Origin of the sequence: Paenibacillus sp. BIC5C1 (genome assembly GCF_032399705.1) — a bacterium.
GTDB lineage: Bacteria > Bacillota > Bacilli > Paenibacillales > Paenibacillaceae > Paenibacillus > Paenibacillus taichungensis_A.
In genome coordinates this window covers 4306372-4329813 of the sequence record NZ_CP135922.1, presented here as the reverse complement: position 1 = coordinate 4329813, position 23442 = coordinate 4306372, and the positions used below count along the sequence as shown (strand labels likewise).

Sequence of the window (23442 nt, the reverse complement as noted above, 5' to 3'; positions counted from 1 at the left end):
GTTCTATCGTGAGAAGGACGGCAAGAAGTAAAGGTACAAAGACCCTCAGACGAAAGAAGGTAAAACTGATGATGGTCAAAAACGAAAACGCAATGATTCTGGGAAATAGTCCACTGTTGATATCTGATGTGGCTTCTTTGATTAAAGCAGGGGAGTTGGACAAGTCTATCCCATTTATGGCTTATAACCGAGCCACCCGTCGTACCGCTGAGAAGCAAGCAAAGAAGATGATTCGTCGCTCGAAGGACTAGATCTATAAGAAAAAAATGCAGGTACGCCATGAATGGTGTTTTAAAAACTGACTCTATATATGACTTCGTGTTTTGGCAAAAAGGTAAATGGAAGTCATCTATTAACGGTGGAGTAAATCGTAAATGCTAGGACACTTTAAACGCATTTTACCAGGAGGGATAAAATGGAAAGGGCTTATGTTTACACTCTTGGAGTTGTAGTAGAGCAAGTAGAGATGATTGAGAGTGCTATCCGGAATATGGAGCAAGCCATGCGGCATGTGTCGCCCGCCACGGTAGACGTAATTCGCAGGAACAAGAATCAGCTTGAATCATTGCTAGAACGCATCATGGATGCTAACGTATCTTCCACCCCTGCGCTTCAGGCTTCTATTGAGGGTAACAAGCAGTGTCTTCAGGACTGCTTCTCAGCAGACTACACAAACCGTCTCAGCACGATTAGGAGGACAAGACGATGAAAATTAAGTTCAGGGACGTTTATGGAATTCTTCAGAACAACAGGAAGGCTGTTTCTGATATGGGACTGGATTATACCAATGTGCTTGAAGGGGAGGGCAAGTGCCTTATCTCTGCGGAACTGGATGCCCTGAAAGAAAGCTACGGAGACCTGTACAATTCGGACATCAAATTGAACGAAAATATCGACGCTATCAGGAAAAAAGCTAACTCCTGTTTTGCCTGTTTAGACCTAATTTAGCTACGCAACTACGCCAAAGTATCCTCTTCCAATGATTGAGGTAACTTGTAAGAAATTCGAGACCTTCGGGTCTCTTTTTCTTTCGCATCTTTCTCCCTACATAACTCTACTACTGAGAGTAAAGGGAGAGTGATACAGATGAACATTGACCACAGAATAGCCGCAGGTTTGCTACTTAAAGAAGTTCCTGAGAAGCACATGAAGGAGATTCACTTCCAAGCGAACGGGAAGAGTATTTTCCTGAGTTCCATCACTGAAGAGAAATTGGTCTCTGAAGATAAGTTTGATATGTTCCAACACTGGATTGAAGAGACAGTAATCAACCTGCCTTCTTACGAGACCCTGTTGGAAGTTCTTGAAGCTGAAGGGAACATTGTCTAATGACAACTAACGTAAGAGACATGACGAACAACGAGTTCGTGACCGCCCATCAAAATCTTGTACACAGCGCATGCAAGCAGTATACGCCTTACTTGATGGGATTAAACATTCTTCCGGTGCAAGTCGTTGTTTTTTTCGATTAGAACGCAACATATTTGTACACTCTTCCGCACATTTATTTACCAATATTATACAATATTAACGCAGTGTCGTGTTGAATTGAATGTATAAAAAAATAGCTGTCGAGAAAGTCTCGACAGCCTGAAGACCCCGAAAGGGGTCTTTTCTTTTTGTTCGCATCTCCTACCATACATAGCCCGACTACTAGAGTATGAAGCAAATAACACGGTTTAATACCGGAAGGAGATGGGCTAAATGAGTGTTGTTAATACCCCCGAGATAGCCGATAACGAATTGGATATTGAGGTAACAGATGCCCAAGCCACAGGCAACCACAAGAAAATCAAGACGATGGATGACACTGTGTACAAAGCATTTATGGAGAGAAACGGCTTCGCAACACCTCAAGGACCGAAATTGAAGTGGAGCGATTTCAAAAAAAATCTTACAGCCAACGAGGATGGTGTCGTGGTTACTGCAGATGGTGAGGTAGTGAACTTTTTGAAAGCAGAAGACAGAAAGTTCGAGGTGAAGTAATAGTGCTGAGTCCCAACTACCTACATCTTAGGCAAGACAACTTGAAGGATATGCACAATATAGGACTCCTGAAAGCATGTAAAGAAGATGGAGAACTCATGGGCGAGTTCTTGAAAGCGAATAGAGACTTTATCTTCTCGATCATCAAGCATTTTAAAGGGAGTATCGAGGAACTTGTTTCAAAGTTTCGTATCACCGAGGACGAACTGTACCAACACGCGTGTATCGGCATACTCACTTCTATTAGAGACTTTGACTTTGATAGGGGCATTAAGTTTACGACCTTTGTCGTGCGCCCTATCCTCTGGGAAATCAATCAACTTCTTTATAGTGACTCTCAGTCTGTCCGGTTAAGTCGTGGTGCAGTTGCCCTCATTAAGAGGATGGCCGAGATTGAGGAATCTCTTGGGTATCGCCCCGCCGAGGATGAAATGTCCGAACTGCTTAAGGTGACTGTCGAACGCTATCGAGAGATTGCGATGTTCAGTGATGAACTTGAGCACTACGACGGTATGGAAAACTTCGAGTTCGCCAACAAGGACGAGAGAAGTATTGAAGAAGAGGTTACCAATCGTCTCTATGTAAAGCAATTACTAGAAGACCCCATGTTCACGGATTTCGAGAAGAAGGTCATGTGTTTAGTCTTGGAGGACGCAAGCAACAACAATACACAGATTGCGGAACGTCTTAACGTTTACCCGATGACGATTAATCGTACCTTGGCTCGAATTAGAAGTAAAATCGAGAGTCGTAAGTCTGACGTAAAAGAAGAGAAAACCAAGATTCCTTCCAAGTATGAACGGGAGATATCCATTCTCGCTCAGGAAACTAAGGAGCGTAATGAGAACCTTTGCATCGAAGATATCACGGAACTGCTTGAGGTCTGTGGTTACGACACCTCCACCTACTCGACAAGGGTTCTCTATTATATCCGTCAGAAAGCCAGCCAACAAGATGCTTAAATCAATCGCAAACATCGTAAAAGGCATTTTCGGTAAAAAGGTAACCCTGCAAGCACCTACTTACAGGAACTGGTTGAACAACTGGCTTGGGCTGAACATGAAGTGACACGAAGGGATGCTTTACTTGGTCTTCAGTTTCGACTGCAACACGGTGTACTGACTATGGAAAATATCGCCAGGATGCGGAAGCAATCATTGCTCATTGCTCATCACCAAGAGCTTCTAACTAAAGCCAAAGCTCACCGCAGTGACTTCCATGGACAAGTTGCCCAAGTCGAGACCGCAGTTAAGTTGGTTGACGGTCTGAAGACTGCTGTGGTGACTCCCGAAGAGGGTCTCAACTAATCCCTGAAGGGAGGTGAGAACCACATGGCAGACATTATCGTATCTGCGAAGTACGCTGTAGGTGACAAGATTATCGTCGGAAATGAGACGAGTAACCACATGGTCTAATACATCGTGAAAGTGCTGACGATTAAGAACATATTACCTGATGTTGATGAAGCTGGAAACGACATTATCACATACATGGTTGAAGTCTACTCCCCAACAAACACGGAAAATGCAAATGGACGTTAAGGCGCATGGCTTGCAACCACTCGAAGCCTTCACTGAAGCCTTCACAAACTACTAAGTAAGGAGGCGTATTTATTTACCCATAATCGGAGGAATTGTCAAATGACATCATTAAATTTTATGCACCTTGGTGCGTTCCATGTAAATTAATTGCTCCAACACTCTCTAAGGTTACTGTCGAGCGTGGGATTGATGTTGATTGTACTATCTGTGTTGAGGCTGCTTCCAAAATCGGGGTTGTGAGCGTTCCTACGGTGGGTCTTTAAAAGAAGGCAAAGAGGTAGGGCGTTTTACTGGCAATGCGCCTGAGCACGTGATTACTTCCTGTGTAGAAATAGCAATCCACGCCTAATAGAAAGGGGAACGAATATGAGAGAACGAGACTATCACGGCTGGAACATTGAGGTATATGACAACCAAACTTTCCTTTTAGGGGCTAACTTCAACACTAACGACCACATGGGCAAGAGAAATATCTACGTGTGCTTGTACTTCGGTAAATGGACAGTAACTATCGGAAAGTTCTATAAGTTCCCGAATGATTACGGTGACGAATGAAGCTGACTCTTTATTACAGCAACGACTGCGGTCACTGCCGACGCTTCCAGAAGACTCTCGACAAGATTGCTCAGGAACGACAGCAGGTCAGCGTCTCTAGGATTGAGTATGATCCTTCCATTCACACGGAAGTAAAGTTCATCCCGACAGTGGTTGTAAGCCACGGAGAGAGAGAACTAGGGCGTTTTAGCAGTGCTCTAGCAAAGAAGACAATCGACGCTTGGCTAGACCAATTAGAAGAATACATTAAATTTTACTTAGGGTAATAATACATGTTTTGTATGAAAAAGGTACTAGTGTTGCCATCCAGATAAATCCCCATATAATATAAGAAGTAATGTAATAAATTCACTTAAGTGCAAGGTGAACTTAAAATGCTTGCATTAAAAGTATTGATACTCAAGGCTTTTTTTGTGAAAAGAAAACTATACGCTATGCGTATGGTTCGGGATAGCTTTCAGCGATGTATGAAAAAAAAATTCCTCCTAATGTTAAAATAAATTTGGTTCGCCAACCGAATTTATCGACAATAAGAGGAATACAGATGTCATCTGATTTGAACAGTTTAGTACATACAAAATAGAATTGTAAGTATCATATCGTGTTTGCGCCAAAGTACAGACGCCAGGTTATTTACGGGAAATCAATACAGGATATTGGGAAAATACGAAGACAACTATGTGAGAGAAAAAACGTGGAGATTATTGAGGCGGAAGCATGCAAAGACCACATTCATATGTTGGTGAGCATCCTACCGAAGCTTAGTGTATCGGCGTTTATCTGATATTTAAAAGGAAAGAGCAGCTTGATGATCTTTGATTAACATGCAAATTTAAAGTATCGATACGGGAATCGGAAGTTCTGGTGTAAAGGATTTTACGTGGATACCGTTGAATGGAACAAGAAAGTGATACAAGAATATGTCCAATACCAATTGCAGGAAGATATCGTCGCGGAACAAATAACAATGGCGAAGTATATTGATCCGTTTATAGGAGAAGAAACAAAGGAACTACGAAAGAAGAAATAGAGGACCCCTTTAGGGGTATCCGAAAAAGTAGTGCGTTTGGCGAACCTTCAACGCCCTTTTAGGGCTGGCTAGTAACAAAGGCTTTCAGCCGCAGAACAAACCACCCGTTATACAGGTGAAGTGCACCCCTTAGAATAGACATTGGAAAACCCCCTAGGTTTAACCGATGAAATTCTAGGGGGTGCATTTTTTATGGCGATAAAGGGACAAAAGTTTAATACTTATTCGGAGAAGATTAAAAAAGAGGCCATTCGTCTACATACTGTTGAAGGATGGACTTATCGAAAGATTAATGAACATTTGGGGATTCATGAACCGGGACGAATGAAGAGATGGATGCGAAAATACCGGGAGCAAGGCGAGTTCGGACTGATGGATCAGCGAGGTCGCCGAAAAGAATACATAAATCAAGACAGCTATGTGCAAAACCTGAAACGGGAGAATGAATTGCTAAAAAAAGTGCTTGGTAACCTGGAAGGAGGAAGCAAACAAGAGAGATTTCAGATCATGGAAAAAGTAGCGGCATACGGTGATATCCAGAAACTATGCCATGTGTTTGGCGTGTCCCGGAGTGGGTTTTATGCCTATGTAAAACGTAAACGAATCGATCGCGATGCAAGGGCGAAGAAACAGGTGCTTCAAACGTATCAACGATATGAAGGCAAATATGGTTATCGACAGCTCCAGTTATTCCTTTGGCGAGATCAAGGAATTTGGATGAACCACAAAAAGATGCTCCGCCTGATGCAAAGGCTCGGTATTCAATCTCGAATCCGTCGTAAACGACGCTCCAGCAGCTCGTATGCACCTGCGCAGCGTGTAGCAGAGAACCTCTTGAAGCGCGACTTCCGTGCGGAAAAGCCGAATCAGAAATGGGTAACCGATATTACCCAGTATAGTGTGGGAGAGCTCTGGGTATATCTTTCAGCCATTAAGGATCTGTTTAATAACGAAATTGTGGCTTACGAAATAGGCGAACGCAACGACAATGAACTAGTGCTCCGCACATTTAGTAAGGCGTTTGCGAAGCAAAAAGACGTGACCGGACTGATCGTTCACAGCGACCAAGAGTTCCAGTACACGTCTCATGCTTACCACGACATGCTGCCAAAGGTTGGCGCCCGAATCAGCATGTCTCGCCGAGGAAATTGTTATGACAATGCCTCTATGGAGAGTTTCTTCAGCCTAGGGTCTTTTTATAATGTCTACTAAATGGGGTCTTGACCAAAGCACCGAGGGGTTTTTCTTTTTGTGGTGAGGGGATTAAAAAAGCCAGGCAGGATAGTATCCAACCTAGCTTTATATCTATAGGAACTCAGTCCTTAATTTCTGATAAGTAGTACTCATATAACTCGTCAATAGAAGAATTAGAAAGTAAGTGAGTGACTGCTTCAATCGATTTTCTTTTCCAATCAAACCAGCGCATTTCTTTTAACTTCATGATTTCTTCTTCGGAGAAACGCTTCCTAATTTCTTTTGCAGGATTGCCACCAATTATCGTGTAAGGGGCGACATCTTTTGTTACAACTGAGCCTGCTGCAACAATCGCACCTTCACCAATGGTAACACCCGGCATAATCATGGCATTCATACCGATCCATGCATCGCTTTCTATAATGGTATCTCCCTTGGGTGAGAAGGAACGGCTAATTTGATCAGCAAATGGATAGACAGTGATCCACTCCGCATGATGATTGTTATTTCCTCCCATAAGAATGACGACACCAGCTGCAATACATACATAATTACCAATAATTAAGCGGTCTATTTGCCATCCGAATTCATCAATGGGGTTGAATAAGCTCCTCGATTTGTCATCTCCCCATAAATATCTCACGCATCCGTCTTCAAAAGATGAACTGTTATCATAATAACCGGAGTAATAAGAGTAATCGCCAACTTCGATTAATGGATTGGTTACAATGTCCTTTAAATACTTAATTTCAGACCAGTGATTCAATTGGTTTATATTCATTTTAGTTTCCTCGCTTCTAAAGTTATATTTCTGGGCAACTTAGAAGCGTGATGCGGTAGCCACATTCTTTAGTTTTTTTAAACGACGAATCATCTGAATCATCCTTCCATAAGATATGAGGGCGATTATAACAATGCCCTCTTTATTTGTCAATCCAATTTTAATAAAGTGATGTCAGTGTGGATCCCTCATATAATGAAGAAAAAATTCAGGAAGAGAAAATATAGACAGAACACGTGCCCACCATTTGGAAGGATGGATACATCATGTTTGACTAAAACGGGGAAGGGAATAAGAATGTTAAGAGGAAGCTGGCATTCGTAGCATAAGTTTTGGCATATTAGTGTTAAGGCTTTTTATGTAGTCAATAAGAAATAGAATGGTTAATTAAAATATGACCATATCGTTGAAGCGAGAGTATGTTTTAATTCTTTGCTCTATTTTTACAGTATCTATATGTTGATAGTTTCATATAAATGCGTTATAATTCATTTATATTTTTAGAAATTAAATTTTGAACAATTAATTGGAGATGTTAATATGGAACAAGAGAAGCAACTGGTTGCCGCACAGCGGACATTTTTTTATACAGGACAAACTAAGTCTATTGAGTACCGTATTCGTGCTCTTCAGCAATTAAGACAGGGAATTGAGAAGTATCAGCAACGTATTCTAGACGCACTTCGTGCGGATCTAAATAAATCAGCTACAGAGGCTTATGGCTCTGAGATTCGGATCGTGTTGGGTGAACTGGATTTTGCATTGGAACATTTGGAGGAATGGGCTACACCAAAACCTGTGCCTACAAATTCTGCTATACCTGATGGCACAAGCTTAATTTATCCTGAACCTTATGGAGTTGCTCTTATTATTGCACCTTGGAACTATCCGTTTCAATTAGCTTTCGGCCCTCTAATTGGAGCCATTGCTGCGGGTAACTGTGCCATTATTAAGCCGTCTGAATTAACCCCAACCGTGTCACGTCTAACTTATGATCTGATTCATGAGATATTTCCTAGTGAGTACATGGCAGTTATGGAAGGGGAAGTGGAGACGAGTACGGCATTGTTGAAAGAAAAGTTAGATTATATTTTCTTTACAGGCAGTACAGGTGTTGGCCGCATTGTTATGAAGGCAGCTGCTGAGCATTTGACTCCAGTTACGTTAGAACTAGGTGGTAAGAGCCCGGTCGTTGTTCATCAGGATGCGGATTTGAAGCTGGCAGCTCAGCGCATTGTTCGCGGTAAATTTCTGAATGCTGGTCAAACCTGTGTCGCTCCGGATTATTTACTTGTACATGAGGATGTTCATGACAAATTAATGGAATTGATCGGTGCAGAAATTCAGGATAAATTTGGAGATGATGTGATGAAAAATGCTGATTTTCCGCACATTGTCAACGCACGTAACTTTGATCGTTTATCGGTGTTGCTCCAAGATGGCAAAGCAATGATCGGTGGACGTTCTGAACGTGATCAGCTGCTCATTGAACCAACAGTTCTGGGGGGAGTGGATTGGAAATCCCCAGTGATGCAAGAAGAGATCTTTGGTCCAATTCTTCCTGTATTTAAGTATACCGACCTCGCTCCCATGTTAGATGAGATTGTTCGTCGTCCAAAACCACTGGCATTATATCTCTTCACTCAGGATGAGGATCTGCAGAATCAGGTTCTGAATCAAGTATCTTTTGGTGGTGGTTGTATTAATGATACTTTGTCTCATATGACATCACATTATCTCCCGTTTGGCGGTGTAGGGGAAAGTGGAATGGGTTCCTACCATGGTAAACAGAGTTTTGATGTGTTCTCTCATCATAAAAGCATTCTTAAACGCAGCGAATAATCGACTAACTTAGAACAATATAAGTAGTATAAGAAAAAAGAGGTTGTCCCGTTCAAGGGGACAACCTCTTTAAGTATCTTATTGTGAGACCACTGTACAACTTCAATACATATTAATGAATATCACGGAAAAGGCCAATGACTTTGCCCAGGATGCTAACGTGTTTCAAACGCAACGGTTCAAAAGTCGAATTTTCCGGTTGAAGACGAATATGATCTTTCTCTTTGTAGAACGTTTTTACCGTTGCTTCATCGTCTTCAGTCATGGCTACTACGATATCGCCGTTATCTGCAGTTTGCTGCTGACGTACGATAACATAGTCTCCGTTAACAATGCCTGCTTCAACCATACTGTCTCCCACGACCGAAAGCATAAATACTTTCTGTTCGCCTACATAATGAGTAGGAAGAGGGAAGTAATCTTCGATATTTTCTGTTGCTGTGATTGGAACCCCTGCAGTAACTTTACCCACGACAGGAATGCGAGCAACGCTGTGAGCAAACTGATGTGAATGCTCTGACTCTTCCTGGCTAAGTAGTTCAATGGCTCTTGGTTTGGTTGGGTCACGTCTAATCAGACCTTTCTTCTCCAAACGATCCAGATGTCCATGAACTGTAGAGCTGGAGGCCAATCCAACGGCTTCACCAATTTCGCGTACGGAAGGAGGATACCCCTTCAACCGGACTTCATTGCGTATAAACTCCAGAATAGCCTGTTGCCTGCTGGATATCTTCGACATACCGTATCAACCCCATTTTAGTAACGTTTGGGAAAATTATAACATAGAACCTCCGTTCGTACAAACATAAGTTCTAAATAAAATGCTATAAAATCAATGTTTTTTTGCAAATTAAAAATGAAAATTTTCTTTTCGTCTAATCAAATACTGCAAATGACAGTTCCCCTACAATAGAAGAAAGATAATGGAATGTAGTATGTAACAAAAAAAGCGAACAATTGTTCTAAAAAGTTATTGTACAAAACAAGTGTTCGTGTTATATTGATTTCAACGGATAGGAACAAACGTTTGGAGGTCGATATTTAATGAGATATTCTACTTATCAAAGCATTTACGAACCGGTGCATTCAGATGTGGTTGAAACTAACATAAGGAATTTTAAGAAGGTTTTTGCAAAAGGTAATGTCCCAACTTGGGTCTTGAAATTAATAATCGTAAGCTTAATTATACTGGTTGGATGCAGTACAGTACTCACTGTGTTCGCTGGCAATGAGAACGATTTGTTGCCTGGAGGGAAGATGGCAGTTTCACAAGGAGATACGCTATGGAGTATATCATTGGAGCACAAACCTGAAACAATGGATACACGTGTATATATAGAAGCAATCAAGAAAGTGAATCAACTTCATTCAACTTCGATACAGGTGGGGCAAGTCTTAATACTGCCTCAATTCACAGAATAAAACTGCACATCCACACGCACTAATGCGTGTCAGCTTGACAAGCTGCCCTTATCATGTCAAAGTTAATATGACTTTGTATTTTTGGAGGGGACAAGCTTGGATATAGATAGTCTGGTAGCACGTATTAATGAATTGGCCCGTAAGCAAAAATCCACTGGCTTGACAGAGGAAGAGCTCGCAGAACGTGCCAAGCTTAGAGAAATCTATTTGAATAACATTCGTAGCAATTTCAGACAACAACTGGATTCAATTGAAATTGTAGATGACGAGAACGATCAGGGCCACCAAGGCAAACTCAAACATTAAGGAAACCTAATGATATCAATATGATATTTAGGTTTCTTCCTGTTATCTAGAGGTTGCAAATTATAGGGGGAAATGTTGGTTTACAGTTATGTAAGCCGATACAAAGAACATCTAAGGGGGATTCTCATGTCGCGTTCGTTCGAGAGAACGGTTCGGAAAAATTCTAAGCAGTTGAATCAGCAACGTAAAAAGAGCGGTCAACCGGTTTCCGGTACACCAGGTGAGGACGTATTTAAAGGACGCAGCCTTCTGTTTCCTATTTTCCTGATCGGACTAGCATTTCTGTATCTCTTTATGAGTACATTTCTTGTCAAAGCTCCGATGACCACTTGGGACTGGGTGACCATGTTGCTATATGTATTTTTGGCAGTCATCTTCATGCTCCGTCGCCCTTATGTCAAAATAGGAAGTAATCGGATTTTGACGACAAAAGGGAACCGTGAGCGTTCAATTGGAGTCGACGATATTGTGAAATTCAGAATTGAGCCAGGTACAGTTGTGATTGAGCATAATGCACGAGGTAAGAGATGGGTATTTACCAAACTACTTAATCGTTATGATACCGATGCAATCACTGAACGTCTTCTGAAATTTGCCAAAGCACATCAGATCACCGTGGAAACATACGAGAAAAAGTAATTATTGCATAAAGGGGAAGATGACCGAAATGGCGTTAAAAGCGATTTTGTTCGACCTAGATGATACTTTACTGTGGGATGAGCGCAGTGTTCGAGAGGCTTTTCATGAAACTTGCCTGATTGCAGCTCAAGAGACTGGTGTTAAACCTGAAGACCTTGAGGAAGCTGTTCGTAATGAGGCACGTAATCTGTATGAATCCTATGAAACTTTTACGTTTACCAAAATGATTGGGATTAACCCGTTTGAAGGTCTTTGGGCCAACTTCACGGGTGGGGATCAACCTGAGTTTCGCCAGTTGGAGCAGCTTGCACCCGCATATCGAAAAGAATCATGGCATCGTGGCTTGTTAAAGCTGGGTGTTGATCGTGAAGATCTGGCGGAACGACTTGCCTCACAATTTGGGGCTGAGCGGAGATCAAGACCCCATGTCTATGAAGAAACGATGGAAACGTTGAGTCATCTACAAGGGAAGTTCAAGCTTTTGCTTTTAACTAACGGCTGTCCTGCTTTACAGCAAGAGAAGCTTGATGGCGTTCCTGAATTGGCTCCTTTCTTTGATGAAATTATTATCTCGGGTACGTTTGGTAAAGGAAAACCTGATCCTTCGATCTTCGAGCACGCATTGAATAAGCTGGGAGTTCAACCTGAGGAAAGTATGATGGTTGGAGATAAGCTAACGACTGATATTCGTGGAGCGTTGTCTGCAGGTATTCAATCTGTTTGGATTAACCGTGAGAATAAAGAGAATACCGAATCGTATGTGCCTGACCATCAAATCAAGCATTTATCCGAATTGGAACGAATCATTGCTGAATTCTCAATGAGTGCATCATAAAATCGTGTTTTTAATGTACTACTCAAACATTGTTAGGTTTATGAGATGTAATTTATCCATAAAACCTAACAATGTTTTTTTGTTTTGGGGCAGTTTGAACCATATTATAATAACAAAATACAATTTTTTTTACTAAAAGTTATTGAAATTATAGAACTGCTGATTTAGAATATAACTAACATACTAGTATGACTAGTATGCGAATGAATACAGTGAATATCTGTTGACTTACTTGAATGAAGTGGAAGCGGGAGTTATTCGCTATAATTTTCACATCGTTTGTAAGCGCTTTACATAATCGAAGTGAACCATTTAGTTCTGGAAATACATCATGAAGTAGTTAGTGAGAAATTGAGGGTAAGCATCTTATCTGATATGTATCTCTAGTGATTCCTAGAATTGATATCGCTTACATTTTTCTTGTTTGGTTTATTCTGCAGGTGGGGGTGAAGTGCATCTGATTACTTGTCTTCTACAAAAAGAAGAGATGATAAAAAATGATCGAAAACGCTTTTATTTTATCAAGCTAAGGATCGGAGTGAAATAACATATGGAGTCGGAAACCGCTAAAACCACGCTAACGATGACATCTTTACGTAAAGAAAGCAGGTTAAGAACTGTTACAGCACTGCTTCGCAAAGATTGGCAGCTGTACTCACTGTTAATTCTTCCAATTATCTATCTTATTATTTTCAAATATGGGCCCATGCTCGGTAATGTAATCGCATTTAGACGATTTGTACCAGGAGGCAGTATTTTTGGAGAGACGTGGGTTGGATTCAGGTATTTTCAGATGTTCATTCAAGACCCAACCTTTTGGAAAGTATTTGGGAACACACTTATGCTCGGTGGACTTGCGTTACTTTTCACCTTCCCAGTCCCGATCATTTTTGCTTTGCTGCTGAATGAGGTGAAAAGCAAACGTTTCAAAAAGTTTGTGCAGACCGCATCGTATCTTCCGCACTTCTTGTCCATCGTTATCGTTGCCGGAATGATTCTGCAATTAACGGCAGTTAATGGCTCCATTAACGGAATGGTATCATTCTTTACTGGAGACAGCATTCCTTTCATGCAACGTGCGGAATGGTTCAGAACAATCTATATCACCTCTGAGGTTTGGCAAGGTATGGGGTGGGGAGCCATTCTATATTTGGCTGCATTAACAACAATTGATGATTCTTTGTATGAGGCTGCGCGGATTGATGGTGCGAACCGTTGGAAGCAAACCCTCCATATAACCATACCAGGCATTTTGCCAACGATCGTTACATTGCTGATTTTGAACATGGGTAATTTCCTTGCGGTTGGATTTGAGAAAATCTTGCTCCTTTACAATCCGCTGATCTACGAGACATCTGACGTGATTTCTACTTATCTGTACCGGGTAGGTTTGCAGTCCAGCAATTTTAGCTATGCTACCGCCATTGGTTTGTTCGAATCCATTATTGGACTGATCCTGGTATTCTCGGTTAATGCAATTTCACGCAGACTGACACAACGAAGCTTGTGGTAAAGGAGGAGCAATATGCTGGAATCAAAATCATACAAAGTATTTAAAGTTTTCAATGCCATCTTTCTGCTGCTTGTGGTATTCATCACGCTCTATCCGTTTCTGAATGTCGTGGCCCAGTCTTTCAGCAGCGAGGCTTATATCAATTCAGGCAAGGTGAGCATTATCCCAAGAGGATTTAATGTGGAAACCTACAAGACCATCTCACGCGATAGCATGTTCTGGACCAACTACAAAAATACAATTATATATACCGTTGTTGGTACTTTGATTTCCATGTTCATGACGACCATCTTCGCTTATGCCTTATCCAAGAAAAGATTGATGGGACGTAAATTTTTGACGATGTTCGCCGTGTTCACGATGTTTTTCAGTGGAGGTTTGATTCCTAACTATGTTCTGATTAACTCTCTGGGCTTCAATAATACGATGTGGGCATTGGTTGTGCCTGGTGCAATCAGTATCTATAACATGTTAATTATGAAATCATTTTTCGAAAACATGCCTGAAGAGCTTGAGGAAGCGGCAGCTATTGACGGTTTGAATACGTATGGCATTTTGTTGCGGATCATTCTACCACTGAGTAAAGCTGTCATGGCAACAATGGTTCTGTTTTACGCTGTGGGACATTGGAACTCCTGGTTTCCAGCCTTCCTGTATCTCGACAAAAAGGAACTGTTTCCCGTTACGATCTACTTGCGCAACATGATTGCAGGTGCAACTGGCGGTGCTTCGGCTGGTGCTTCAGCGGATAATCTGACTCAAATTTCTGCAAATATCAAATCGGTCACGATGGTACTCACCATTTTGCCTATTTTAACGATTTATCCATTTGTTCAAAGATATTTTGTAACCGGTATCATGTTGGGATCTGTTAAACAGTAATCCTAACCCGATATAGTTCAACATCTTGATTGTAAGGCCAATCTAAACCACATGCAGGGGGAGAATTAAATGAAACATAGACCACGTAAGCTTGTAGGCAAGATGGTATTGGCAACAATGATGAGTGTCGTTCTGGCAGCATGTAGCAGTGGTGCTGGTGGAGAGAAAGTTGAGCCAGAATCCAAGGGGGCCATGGAATCATACGGTGTAGGAGAAACCTTCAAAGCGGCTGAACCATTTAATCTATCTATTCTGTACAGCGACCAGCCAGCATACCCGTACAAAAAAGACTGGCTCCTGTTTCAAAAAATCACGGAAAAAACCGGAGTCACGCTGGAACCTACCATCGTTCCGATGAGTGACTATTCCCAGAAAAGATCTCTTCTAATCAGCTCTGGAGATGCCCCGTTGGTTATTCCGAAAACCTATCCGGGTGAAGAATCTGCTTTTGTATCCTCTGGTGCGATTTTGCCCGTGAGTGACTATGTTGATTTGATGCCAAATTTCAAAGATAAGGTTGAGAAATGGGGACTCCAAGATGAACTTGAGGGTCTTCGACAAGAAGATGGAAAATATTATGTACTCCCAGGCTTACATGAAGAGGTTTGGCCGGACTATACCCTTATTGTGAGAACTGATATTTTTGAGAAAAATAACATTGCCATTCCAAAAACTTGGGACGAATTGTATGATGCAGCCAAAAAGCTGAAAGAAATCTATCCAGATTCAACTCCGTTCTCAGATCGTTTCCAATTTAACAGTACATTGAATATTGCTGCTACCAGTTTTGGAACGAAAGCTGGGTGGGGATTTGGAAATGGTTTAACGTATAAAGAAGATCAGGATGAATTTGTATACACTTCGACTACACCGGAATACAAGGAAATGTTAACTTACTTTAACAAGCTTGTATCGGAAGGGTTGCTGGATAAGGAAAGCTTCACCCAGGACGATGACCAGGCTATTCAAAAGTTTGTTTCTGGAAAATCCTTTATTATTAACGGTAACTCGCAAACGGTAGTGCTTCATCGTAACGATATGAACAAAACGTTGGGAGAAGGGAATTTCTCCATCGCCAAAATTACAGTTCCTGGTGGTCCAAAAGGTCAATTGATGTCCGGATCCAGACTTGAAAACGGTGTCATGATTTCCGGGAAAATTAAAGACAACGAGAATTTCAAAGCAACCATGCAATTTATTGACTGGTTATACTATAGTGATGAAGGTCAGGAATTTGCCAAATGGGGAGTAGAAGGCGAAACCTTCACCAAACAGGATGGCGTTCGTAAATTGGTAGAAGATGTGAACTATAACGGATTGAATCCAAAAGGTACGAAGGACTTGCGTATTGATTACGGATTCTCCGGTGGTGTGTTTGCCTATGGAGGAACGACAGACTTGTTGCACTCCATGTTTAGTGAGGAAGAGCTGAAATTCCAGCAAGACATGAAAGATATCAAAGAAGTGATCCCTGCCGAGCCGCCAATTCCTTACTCAGATATTGATCGTGAACAGGTGACACTGCTTAGTACACCGCTCAAGGATTTCTCGGATCAAAATACGCTTAAATTTATTCTGGGAGAACGTAATCTTTCCGAGTTTGATGCATTTGTAAAAGAGCTGGAGAGCCAAGGCTTGCCTCAGTATATGCAGCTTTCCAATGACACATATAAGAAGTACAAAGAAAACAAGCAACAATAGTTCTGAACTGAAATTTGCCCGTTGCCGTTTCATTTAGGGAATTTTAGTGGAACGGCAAATTGTGCTAAGATGGATGAATATGGCTGAGAGGAAGAGGTTAAGGCATGTCACTTAATCAAAAGATTAGAGGTTCGACCCGGGCTTATTCATACAATCTGATAAAGGAACGGATTCTGCACCTTGAACTTGAGCCTGGTACCAAGATTTCCGAGAAGGAAATTGCGGATGAATTGCAAGTAAGCAGAACACCAGTACGTGAAGCTTTTATGAAGCTTGCCGAGGAAGAATTACTGGATATCATTCCACAGAGTGGTACCATTGTCTCCCATATTAATCTGGAGCATGTTGAAGAAGGCCGGTTTATGAGGGAGAAGATGGAGAAGGAAATTGTTACGCTGGCTTGTGCTTCTTTTCCGGAAGAATTCAGATTCAGACTTGAAACCAATATTGCTATGCAGGAAGTATGTATAGGAAAAAATAATTTTTATCGGCTTTTTGAATTAGATGAAGAGTTTCATCAGATATTGTTTCAAGGCACAGGAAAAATGAGAACTTGGAAAATGCTGCAGCAGCTCAATATTCCCTTTAATCGCCTTCGTTTATTACGTTTGTCTGAAGATTCCGATGCAGAGGTTATTATTTCACAACATAAAGAAATATACCGGCTTATTACGGAACGTGAAACCGAGCGAGCTGTTGAAGTTATGGAAGCACATCTCAGACTAGTTGTTGTTGAACAAGAGAAGATGAAGGCAAAATATCCACATTATTTTATATAGGACATCTAATGTTGTATACTATCTGAATATGAAGAAACCCCTGTTCGAATTGAACAGGGGTTTGTTGAGCAAATAATAGAATTTGCTTATTAGGCTTGTTTGATAAACGTTGGATCTGGGTAAGGATCTGCGATCCAGCCATCTTTTTCAATGAACAGACGTACAGCAATGATTTGTTTGTTCTCCATCAATGTGAAGAAGTGTGGGGTGTTCTCAGGTACCGAGATAACGTCTCCAGGAGACAATTCTACATTAAAGTAACCTACATCATCTGTAGCTTTGATAACAAAGATTCCTTTGCCGGCTACAATAGCACGGATTTCATCTTCAGCATGAGTATGAATCTCTTCGAATTTGGCAAGCTTCTCTTCAATATCTGGTGTTTGTTCAGACAGCGTAATGACATCCCAGATTTGGTACCCGCGACGTGCAGCCAAGTCTCTGATTTCATAATCAAATGTTTTTAGTACTTCTTCTTTTTGTTCATCAGTGAGTCCAAAGTTGTTTTGCAGATCAGTGTTTAATTTGGACGCGTCCCATTTTTCAAATAATACTTCATATTTGTTTAAGAAATTTCGAACATTTTCGTCTCCAGTGATACGTTCGTTCGTATTTCGGATTACAATTTCAGCCATATTCTTTCCCTCTTTTCCACTTGGTTTAATCGCTATTATATCGGATTCCACTATTTTTGTCGATTCACAAATTCATTCGGACTTCATAAAAACCGCCTGGGGACTGATCAAACCCGATCTTTCACATTAAGTTAGTTTCTGTTAAACTAAGATTTAACGTTTTGCGGAGGTGACGATATTGGACAAGCTTAGCCTACATGATGCATTAAAACAACGAATATTGATCCTCGACGGTGCAATGGGGACCATGATTCAACAAGTTGATCTCACTGGCGCAGATTTTGGCGGAGAAGACCTGGATGGATGTAATGAAATGCTTGTGCTTACACGTCCGGATCTAATCCAGCGTATTCATGAGGAATATCTGGAAGCCGGTGCTGACTTGATTGAAACAAATACGTTTGGTGCAACTTCTGTTGTACTTGCTGAATATGACATTCAGGACCGTGCAATTGAAATTAATCTCGAAGCAGCCAGAATCGCAAAAGCTGCCGTGGATCGATTTTCGACACCGGAGTCTCCACGTTATGTGGTAGGTGCAATGGGACCTACAACCAAAACGCTGTCAGTAACGGGTGGAGTAACTTTTCAAGAGCTCATCGACAGTTATTTCGAGCAAGCGCTTGCTTTAATTGAGGGAGGCGTTGATGCGTTGCTGCTCGAAACCTCACAAGACACGCTTAATGTAAAAGCAGGTAGCATTGGAATTCAACAGGCATTCGAGCAAAGCGGCATCAAACTTCCTCTGATGATCTCAGGAACGATCGAACCGATGGGTACAACCCTAGCTGGTCAGAACATTGAGTCTTTTTATATATCCTTAGAACACCTTAACCCAATTTCAGTGGGACTAAACTGTGCTACAGGTCCGGAATTTATGCGTGACCATATTCGATCACTTTCCGGTATGGCTTCAGTTGCAGTAAGTTGTTATCCGAATGCAGGTCTTCCGGATGAGAATGGTAATTACCATGAATCCCCGGATTCGCTTGCTCAGAAGATCGGTGCTTTTGCCGAACAAGGCTGGTTGAACATCGCGGGCGGCTGCTGTGGAACAACACCTGCACATATTCGGGCAATGCGGGATACACTTGCCAAGTACCCTCCCAGAGAAATGAACGGAACACATCCACCAGCGTTGTCAGGAATAGATCCAGTCTACGTCGAACAGGACAATCGCCCTTACATGGTTGGGGAACGTACGAACGTACTTGGATCACGAAAATTCAAGCGTCTTATTGTTGAAGGTAAATATGAAGAAGCTTCAGAAATTGCTCGGGCTCAGGTGAAAAATGGGGCACATGTTGTCGACGTTTGTGTTCAAGACCCGGACCGTGAAGAAGCTGAAGACATGGAGAAATTCCTTGAACTTGTTGTCAAAAAAGTAAAGGTGCCACTTATGATCGATACGACAGATGCAGCCGTCATCGACCTTGCACTGCAATACTCTCAGGGTAAAGCGATAATTAACTCCATTAACCTTGAGGACGGCGAGGAAAAGTTCGAGCTGGTCACTCCGCTCTTGCATAAATACGGCGGTGCTGTCGTTGTTGGAACGATTGATGAACGCGGTCAAGCCATTAGTCGTGAGGACAAGCTGGAGGTAGCCAAGCGGTCTTACGATTTGCTGGTGAACAAATATGGCTTAAAAGCCGAAGACCTGATTTTTGATACCCTGGTGTTTCCAGTAGGGACGGGCGATGAACAGTATATCGGATCGGCGAAAGAAACAATCGAAGGTATTCGTGTCATTAAAGAAGCGATGCCTGAATGTCATACGATACTGGGGATCAGTAACATTTCATTTGGATTGCCTGAAGCTGGGCGTGAAGTGCTGAACTCTGTATTTTTATATGAGTGTACCAAAGCAGGTCTCGATTATGCCATCGTCAACACCGAGAAGCTGGAGCGTTATGCATCCATTCCCGAAGAAGAGCGCAGACTCTCGGAAGAGCTGTTATATAATACGAATGATGAAACACTGGCTGCTTTCGTAGCCGCGTTCCGTAACAAAAAGGTTGAGAAAAAAGAAAAGATTTCGAACCTGTCGTTGGAAGAACGTCTCGCATCGTATGTTGTTGAAGGAAGCAAAGAAGGTTTGCTGCCCGATCTGGAGCAGGCACTCGCCAAATATACAGCCCTTGAAGTAATCAATGGCCCGTTGATGCGGGGCATGGAAGAAGTAGGGCGACTGTTTAACAATAATGAGCTGATCGTAGCAGAAGTGCTTCAGAGCGCGGAAGTTATGAAGGCTTCGGTTGCTTATTTGGAACAGTTCATGGAGAAAAATGAGACGTCAGTTAAAGGAAAGATTATTTTAGCGACGGTCAAAGGCGATGTGCATGACATCGGCAAAAACCTGGTGGAGATCATCCTTTCCAATAACGGTTACCGGATCATTAATTTGGGTATAAAAGTACCACCAGAGCGAATTATCGAGGCATACAGAGAAGAGAAAGTCGATGCTATCGGTTTATCCGGTCTGTTGGTGAAATCGGCACAACAGATGATTCTAACCGCTCAGGACTTACGCACAGCAGGTATTGATGTGCCTATTATGGTTGGTGGAGCGGCATTGACACGCAAATTCACCAAGAATCGTATACGCCCGGAATATAACGGCATGGTTGTATATGCAAAAGATGCGATGGATGGCCTGGATTTGGCCAACAAGCTGATGAATCCAAGTACTCGTGAAGTGATGCAGCTGGAGATGGACGCTGAAAAAGAGGCGGACGCAGCTGGCGCAGAAACCGTTACATCACTTCCCGAGCTTACACGGGTAGAGCGTTCGGATATCGCAGTAGACAATCCGGTTCTCGTTCCACCGGATCTGGAACGACATGTGATGCGCAACTATCCGCTATCACACATATTACCGTATGTGAACATGCAGATGTTGCTAGGTCACCATCTTGGTTTGCGTGGCTCAGTAGAGCAGTTGCTTGCTTCGGGTGATCAGAAAGCCACTGACCTGAAAGCGGTAGTGGATGATATTATGCAGGAAGCTGTTCGTGACGGGATTATTCAGGCGCATGCGATGTATCGTTTCTTCCCGGCTCAGTCCAGTGGTAACAGCGTCATCATCTATGACCCGGAGAATACAAGTAATATCTTGCATACATTCACGTTCCCTCGTCAAAAAGTTGAACCATACCTGTGTCTTTCCGATTTCTTAAAGCCAGTGGAATCCGGACAAATGGATTACGTTGGTTTCATGGTCGTAACGGCTGGGCATGGTGTACGGGAGTTATCGACAGCTTGGAAGGAGCAAGGTGATTATCTTCGTTCACATGCTCTGCAATCCGTAGCGCTTGAAGTAGCAGAGGGATTAGCTGAGCGGGTTCATCATATGATGAGAGATATCTGGGGATTCCCGGATCCAGCACAGATGACCATGAAGCAACGTCATGGAGCACGCTATCAGGGAATCAGGGTATCATTCGGATATCCGGCTTGTCCCGACTTGGAAGACCAAGGCCCACTGTTCAAGTTGTTACAGCCTGAGGATATTGGTGTGGAATTGACTGAAGGTTTCATGATGGAACCTGAAGCATCGGTATCGGCGATGGTATTCAGCCATCCGCAAGCGAAGTATTTTAACGTGGATAAGGCTTAAAAGTAAAAGGTCAGGCAAAGCCCTCCGCATTGTCGGAGGCTTTTTGCTGGCAGCAGAAAGAGGTGCGATCCAGATGGAACTATATTTCCTGGGAACTAACGCTGGTGTACCTACGCTTCAGCGGAATGTAACTTCCATAGGGCTGCGCATGTTGGATGAGCGCAGAGCATTGTGGTTGTTTGACTGCGGGGAAGGAACCCAGCATCAGATTTTAAGTTCTCCCCTTAAATTGAGCAAATTGGAGAAAATATTTATCACCCATTTACATGGAGATCATGTATTTGGACTACCAGGTCTGCTCTCCAGCAGAGCATATCAGGGTGGCACTACACCGTTAACGGTGTATGGACCGCCAGGAACTGAACGAATGATCATGACAACCATGGAGCTGAGCCAATCACGGCTAAACTATGAACTAAGCATTGTGGAACATACAGGCGGAGTGCTTTTCGAAGATGAGAGCTTCATTGTAGAATCTGCGTTGCTAGAACATCGTATCGACAGTTATGGATATCGGATTACCGAAAAGGATCGTCCAGGCAGTCTGGACCCTGCAAAACTGGCTGAGTATGGCTTGAAGCCGGGGCCGCTATTTGGTCGCTTGAAACGGGGAGAAACGATTACCCTCGACAACGGGGACTTCCTTCGTCCAGAAGATGTGTTGGGTGCACCCAAGCGAGGTATGGTCATTACCATCTTGGGCGATACACGCCCGTGTGACAATGTGCAGCCGCTCGCTCTAAATGCGGATGTTCTTGTACACGAAGCTACGTTCCTGCATGATTTGGCTGATACGGCACATGAGTACTATCATAGTACTTCGAAGCAAGCGGCTGAGGCGGCGAGAGCGGCAGGTGCGGGACAGCTGATCATGACCCATTTTAGCTCTCGTTACAAAGATGAGGATCAGTTGCAGCCACTTCTGGAGGAGGCGCAATCGATATTCCCGAATTCCAAACTTGCGATTGAACACGAGCTTATTCCAGTTGTTCACCGTAAGAGCGAATCCTAATGGTGGATGTGCAAAAGAGTACAGCCAAACACGACGGGAGAACAAGCCGTTAATTACACGGGACTGAGGGGAAGTTACTCCCGAGGTCCCTTTTGCAATCTGGCCGGAAAGCGTGTAGGATGGGCAATATGAGCAGGGAAATGATTCAATTATTTTCCGGGAAAGCGCAGGAAATGACAAGCTTGTACAGAAGACGCGCGGGGCTAAACGTCCAGGTTCGATTCAGTTCGACGTGTTGCGTGCAGATGCGAGCAAGCCATTTTTATGTACTGTATACATAGGTTAGCATTGTAGTTCGATGCAAATGGTTAAGGACATGAAATGTTAATGCAATAAAGAAAGGAAGTGCTGTATATGATTAAGGCCTATCTGATCGACCTGGATGGTACGCTCTATCATGGCAGACATCGTATCGAAGGAGCCGATAAGCTTATTCGGACATTGAATGAACAAGGCATGCCTTATTTGTTTGTGACTAATAATTCTTCGCGCACACCGCAAGGTGTGGCAGATCATCTGAATGGGATGGGCATCCCCGCCGATGCATCTCAGGTATGTACTTCTGCGGTGGCGGCTGCGGAATACGTGGCCCAAGAGTCTCCGGGTGCGAAAGTGGCTTGTATCGGGGAAGAAGGGCTGTTGCAAGCGATTGAAGCAGCAGGTCTTACACTAGCAGACGATGAACCTGAATACGTTATACAAGGAATTGATCGTGAATTTTCCTATCATAAATTGACTAAAGCGCTTCGCTGGATCAATGGTGGCTCTAAATCTGTTATGACCAATCCTGATTTGCAGCTACCTTCTGATGATGGGCTTACGCCGGGAGCAGGGACGATTGGGGCAGCGATAGAAGCAGCAACCGGAGTTCATCCTACCGTCATTGGCAAACCATCAAGTATTATTATGAAGTCTGCCATTAGCCGATTGAACTTAAAGTCTGATGAAGTTGCTGTAATCGGAGACAATATGCGTACAGATATTGCCGCAGGCGCTGCGGCGGGATGCGAAACTCTGCTGGTTCTTACGGGGATAACGACACGGGACAATATGGATAGCCACATCCAAGCGACCAAGGTTCGTCCTGATCATGTGTTTGAAGATTTGCATAAACTGATTGAGTGGCTGTCGCAGACGACAGGCCAAGCATCCAAGAAGGGGTAGATGTAC

25 protein-coding genes and 1 pseudogene are annotated in these 23442 nt (G+C 42.8%); 23 read left to right on the top strand and 3 right to left on the bottom strand.

What is annotated here, in order from left to right:
* The first annotated feature begins 68 nt into the window (after positions 1-68).
* The 11 genes and pseudogenes from RS891_RS19210 to RS891_RS19170 all read left to right on the top strand — a co-directional run bounded on the left by RS891_RS19210 (position 69) and on the right by RS891_RS19170 (position 6324).
* Positions 69-251, top strand: coding sequence for a hypothetical protein (locus tag RS891_RS19210; protein ID WP_315792895.1), 183 nt, complete (start codon positions 69-71; stop codon positions 249-251).
* A 164-nt stretch (positions 252-415) separates the two neighbouring features.
* Positions 416-709, top strand: coding sequence for a hypothetical protein (locus RS891_RS19205; protein ID WP_315792894.1), 294 nt, complete (start codon positions 416-418; stop codon positions 707-709).
* Complete coding sequence (locus tag RS891_RS19200) at positions 706-948, top strand: hypothetical protein (RefSeq protein WP_090807139.1); 243 nt, start codon at positions 706-708, stop codon at positions 946-948. Before RS891_RS19205 ends, RS891_RS19200 begins: the two co-directional genes overlap by 4 nt.
* 138 nt (positions 949-1086) lie before the next feature.
* Positions 1087-1329, top strand: a complete 243-nt coding sequence (locus tag RS891_RS19195) for a hypothetical protein (RefSeq protein ID WP_315792893.1) — start codon at positions 1087-1089, stop codon at positions 1327-1329.
* Between the two features lie 375 nt (positions 1330-1704).
* On the top strand, positions 1705-1986 hold the full coding sequence (locus RS891_RS19190; protein WP_315792892.1) for a hypothetical protein: 282 nt from the start codon (positions 1705-1707) through the stop codon (positions 1984-1986).
* Between the two features lie 98 nt (positions 1987-2084).
* Positions 2085-2948 carry a sigma-70 family RNA polymerase sigma factor gene (locus RS891_RS19185; protein ID WP_315792891.1) on the top strand — a complete coding sequence of 288 codons (864 nt, stop codon included), beginning with the start codon at positions 2085-2087 and terminating at the stop codon, positions 2946-2948.
* A 102-nt stretch (positions 2949-3050) separates the two neighbouring features.
* Positions 3051-3293 carry a hypothetical protein gene (locus RS891_RS19180; RefSeq protein ID WP_315792890.1) on the top strand — a complete coding sequence of 81 codons (243 nt, stop codon included), beginning with the start codon at positions 3051-3053 and terminating at the stop codon, positions 3291-3293.
* Positions 3294-3619: 326 nt separating this feature from the next.
* On the top strand, positions 3620-3790 hold the full coding sequence (locus tag RS891_RS31725; RefSeq protein ID WP_397386852.1) for a thioredoxin domain-containing protein: 171 nt from the start codon (positions 3620-3622) through the stop codon (positions 3788-3790).
* A gap of 288 nt (positions 3791-4078) precedes the next feature.
* The gene (locus RS891_RS31720) at positions 4079-4348 is read left to right on the top strand and encodes a thioredoxin family protein (protein ID WP_397386851.1); all 270 of its coding nucleotides are present in this window, start codon (positions 4079-4081) and stop codon (positions 4346-4348) included.
* A gap of 332 nt (positions 4349-4680) precedes the next feature.
* A pseudogene (tnpA, locus tag RS891_RS19175) lies at positions 4681-5112 on the top strand (IS200/IS605 family transposase).
* A gap of 192 nt (positions 5113-5304) precedes the next feature.
* Entirely contained in the window at positions 5305-6324 is a 1020-nt protein-coding gene (locus RS891_RS19170; protein ID WP_315792889.1) for an IS3 family transposase, read from the top strand.
* A 103-nt stretch (positions 6325-6427) separates the two neighbouring features.
* Here RS891_RS19170 and RS891_RS19165 read toward each other — a convergent pair whose 3' ends face one another.
* Entirely contained in the window at positions 6428-7087 is a 660-nt protein-coding gene (locus RS891_RS19165; protein ID WP_113052101.1) for a CatB-related O-acetyltransferase, read from the bottom strand.
* A gap of 540 nt (positions 7088-7627) precedes the next feature.
* On the opposite strand from RS891_RS19165, the gene RS891_RS19160 reads away from it, so the two are divergent.
* On the top strand, positions 7628-8929 hold the full coding sequence (locus tag RS891_RS19160; protein WP_315792888.1) for an aldehyde dehydrogenase: 1302 nt from the start codon (positions 7628-7630) through the stop codon (positions 8927-8929).
* 112 nt (positions 8930-9041) lie between these two features.
* Here the strand turns inward: RS891_RS19160 and lexA are convergent, their stop codons facing one another.
* The gene (lexA, locus tag RS891_RS19155) at positions 9042-9668 is read right to left on the bottom strand and encodes a transcriptional repressor LexA (RefSeq protein WP_024630400.1); all 627 of its coding nucleotides are present in this window, start codon (positions 9666-9668) and stop codon (positions 9042-9044) included.
* 305 nt (positions 9669-9973) lie between these two features.
* On the opposite strand from lexA, the gene RS891_RS19150 reads away from it, so the two are divergent.
* The 8 genes from RS891_RS19150 (at position 9974) to RS891_RS19115 (ending at position 17006) form a co-directional block, all read left to right on the top strand.
* Positions 9974-10351, top strand: a complete 378-nt coding sequence (locus RS891_RS19150; protein WP_113052103.1) for a LysM peptidoglycan-binding domain-containing protein — start codon at positions 9974-9976, stop codon at positions 10349-10351.
* Positions 10352-10447: 96 nt separating this feature from the next.
* A complete protein-coding gene (locus RS891_RS19145; protein ID WP_062325454.1) occupies positions 10448-10657 on the top strand; it encodes a DUF896 domain-containing protein in 210 nt (69 codons plus the stop codon).
* Positions 10658-10783: 126 nt separating this feature from the next.
* Positions 10784-11296, top strand: coding sequence for a hypothetical protein (locus RS891_RS19140; protein ID WP_113052104.1), 513 nt, complete (start codon positions 10784-10786; stop codon positions 11294-11296).
* Positions 11297-11324: 28 nt separating this feature from the next.
* On the top strand, positions 11325-12131 hold the full coding sequence (locus RS891_RS19135) for an HAD family hydrolase (protein ID WP_113052105.1): 807 nt from the start codon (positions 11325-11327) through the stop codon (positions 12129-12131).
* Positions 12132-12714: 583 nt separating this feature from the next.
* The gene (locus RS891_RS19130; protein WP_371121626.1) at positions 12715-13644 is read left to right on the top strand and encodes an ABC transporter permease; all 930 of its coding nucleotides are present in this window, start codon (positions 12715-12717) and stop codon (positions 13642-13644) included.
* 12 nt (positions 13645-13656) lie between these two features.
* Positions 13657-14526, top strand: coding sequence for a carbohydrate ABC transporter permease (locus tag RS891_RS19125; protein ID WP_024630394.1), 870 nt, complete (start codon positions 13657-13659; stop codon positions 14524-14526).
* 69 nt (positions 14527-14595) lie between these two features.
* The gene (locus tag RS891_RS19120; RefSeq protein WP_113052106.1) at positions 14596-16227 is read left to right on the top strand and encodes an ABC transporter substrate-binding protein; all 1632 of its coding nucleotides are present in this window, start codon (positions 14596-14598) and stop codon (positions 16225-16227) included.
* 104 nt (positions 16228-16331) lie between these two features.
* A complete protein-coding gene (locus RS891_RS19115) occupies positions 16332-17006 on the top strand; it encodes a GntR family transcriptional regulator (protein ID WP_076289099.1) in 675 nt (224 codons plus the stop codon).
* A gap of 89 nt (positions 17007-17095) precedes the next feature.
* Here the strand turns inward: RS891_RS19115 and RS891_RS19110 are convergent, their stop codons facing one another.
* Positions 17096-17641, bottom strand: a complete 546-nt coding sequence (locus RS891_RS19110; protein ID WP_315792887.1) for an acireductone dioxygenase — start codon at positions 17639-17641, stop codon at positions 17096-17098.
* Positions 17642-17819: 178 nt separating this feature from the next.
* Between RS891_RS19110 and metH the strand changes: the two genes are divergently transcribed.
* The 3 genes from metH to RS891_RS19095 all read left to right on the top strand — a co-directional run bounded on the left by metH (position 17820) and on the right by RS891_RS19095 (position 23436).
* Complete coding sequence (gene metH / locus RS891_RS19105; protein ID WP_315792886.1) at positions 17820-21260, top strand: methionine synthase; 3441 nt, start codon at positions 17820-17822, stop codon at positions 21258-21260.
* A 73-nt stretch (positions 21261-21333) separates the two neighbouring features.
* A complete protein-coding gene (gene rnz, locus RS891_RS19100; RefSeq protein WP_113052177.1) occupies positions 21334-22272 on the top strand; it encodes a ribonuclease Z in 939 nt (312 codons plus the stop codon).
* 354 nt (positions 22273-22626) lie between these two features.
* On the top strand, positions 22627-23436 hold the full coding sequence (locus RS891_RS19095) for a TIGR01457 family HAD-type hydrolase (protein WP_315792885.1): 810 nt from the start codon (positions 22627-22629) through the stop codon (positions 23434-23436).
* Positions 23437-23442 lie beyond the last annotated feature (6 nt).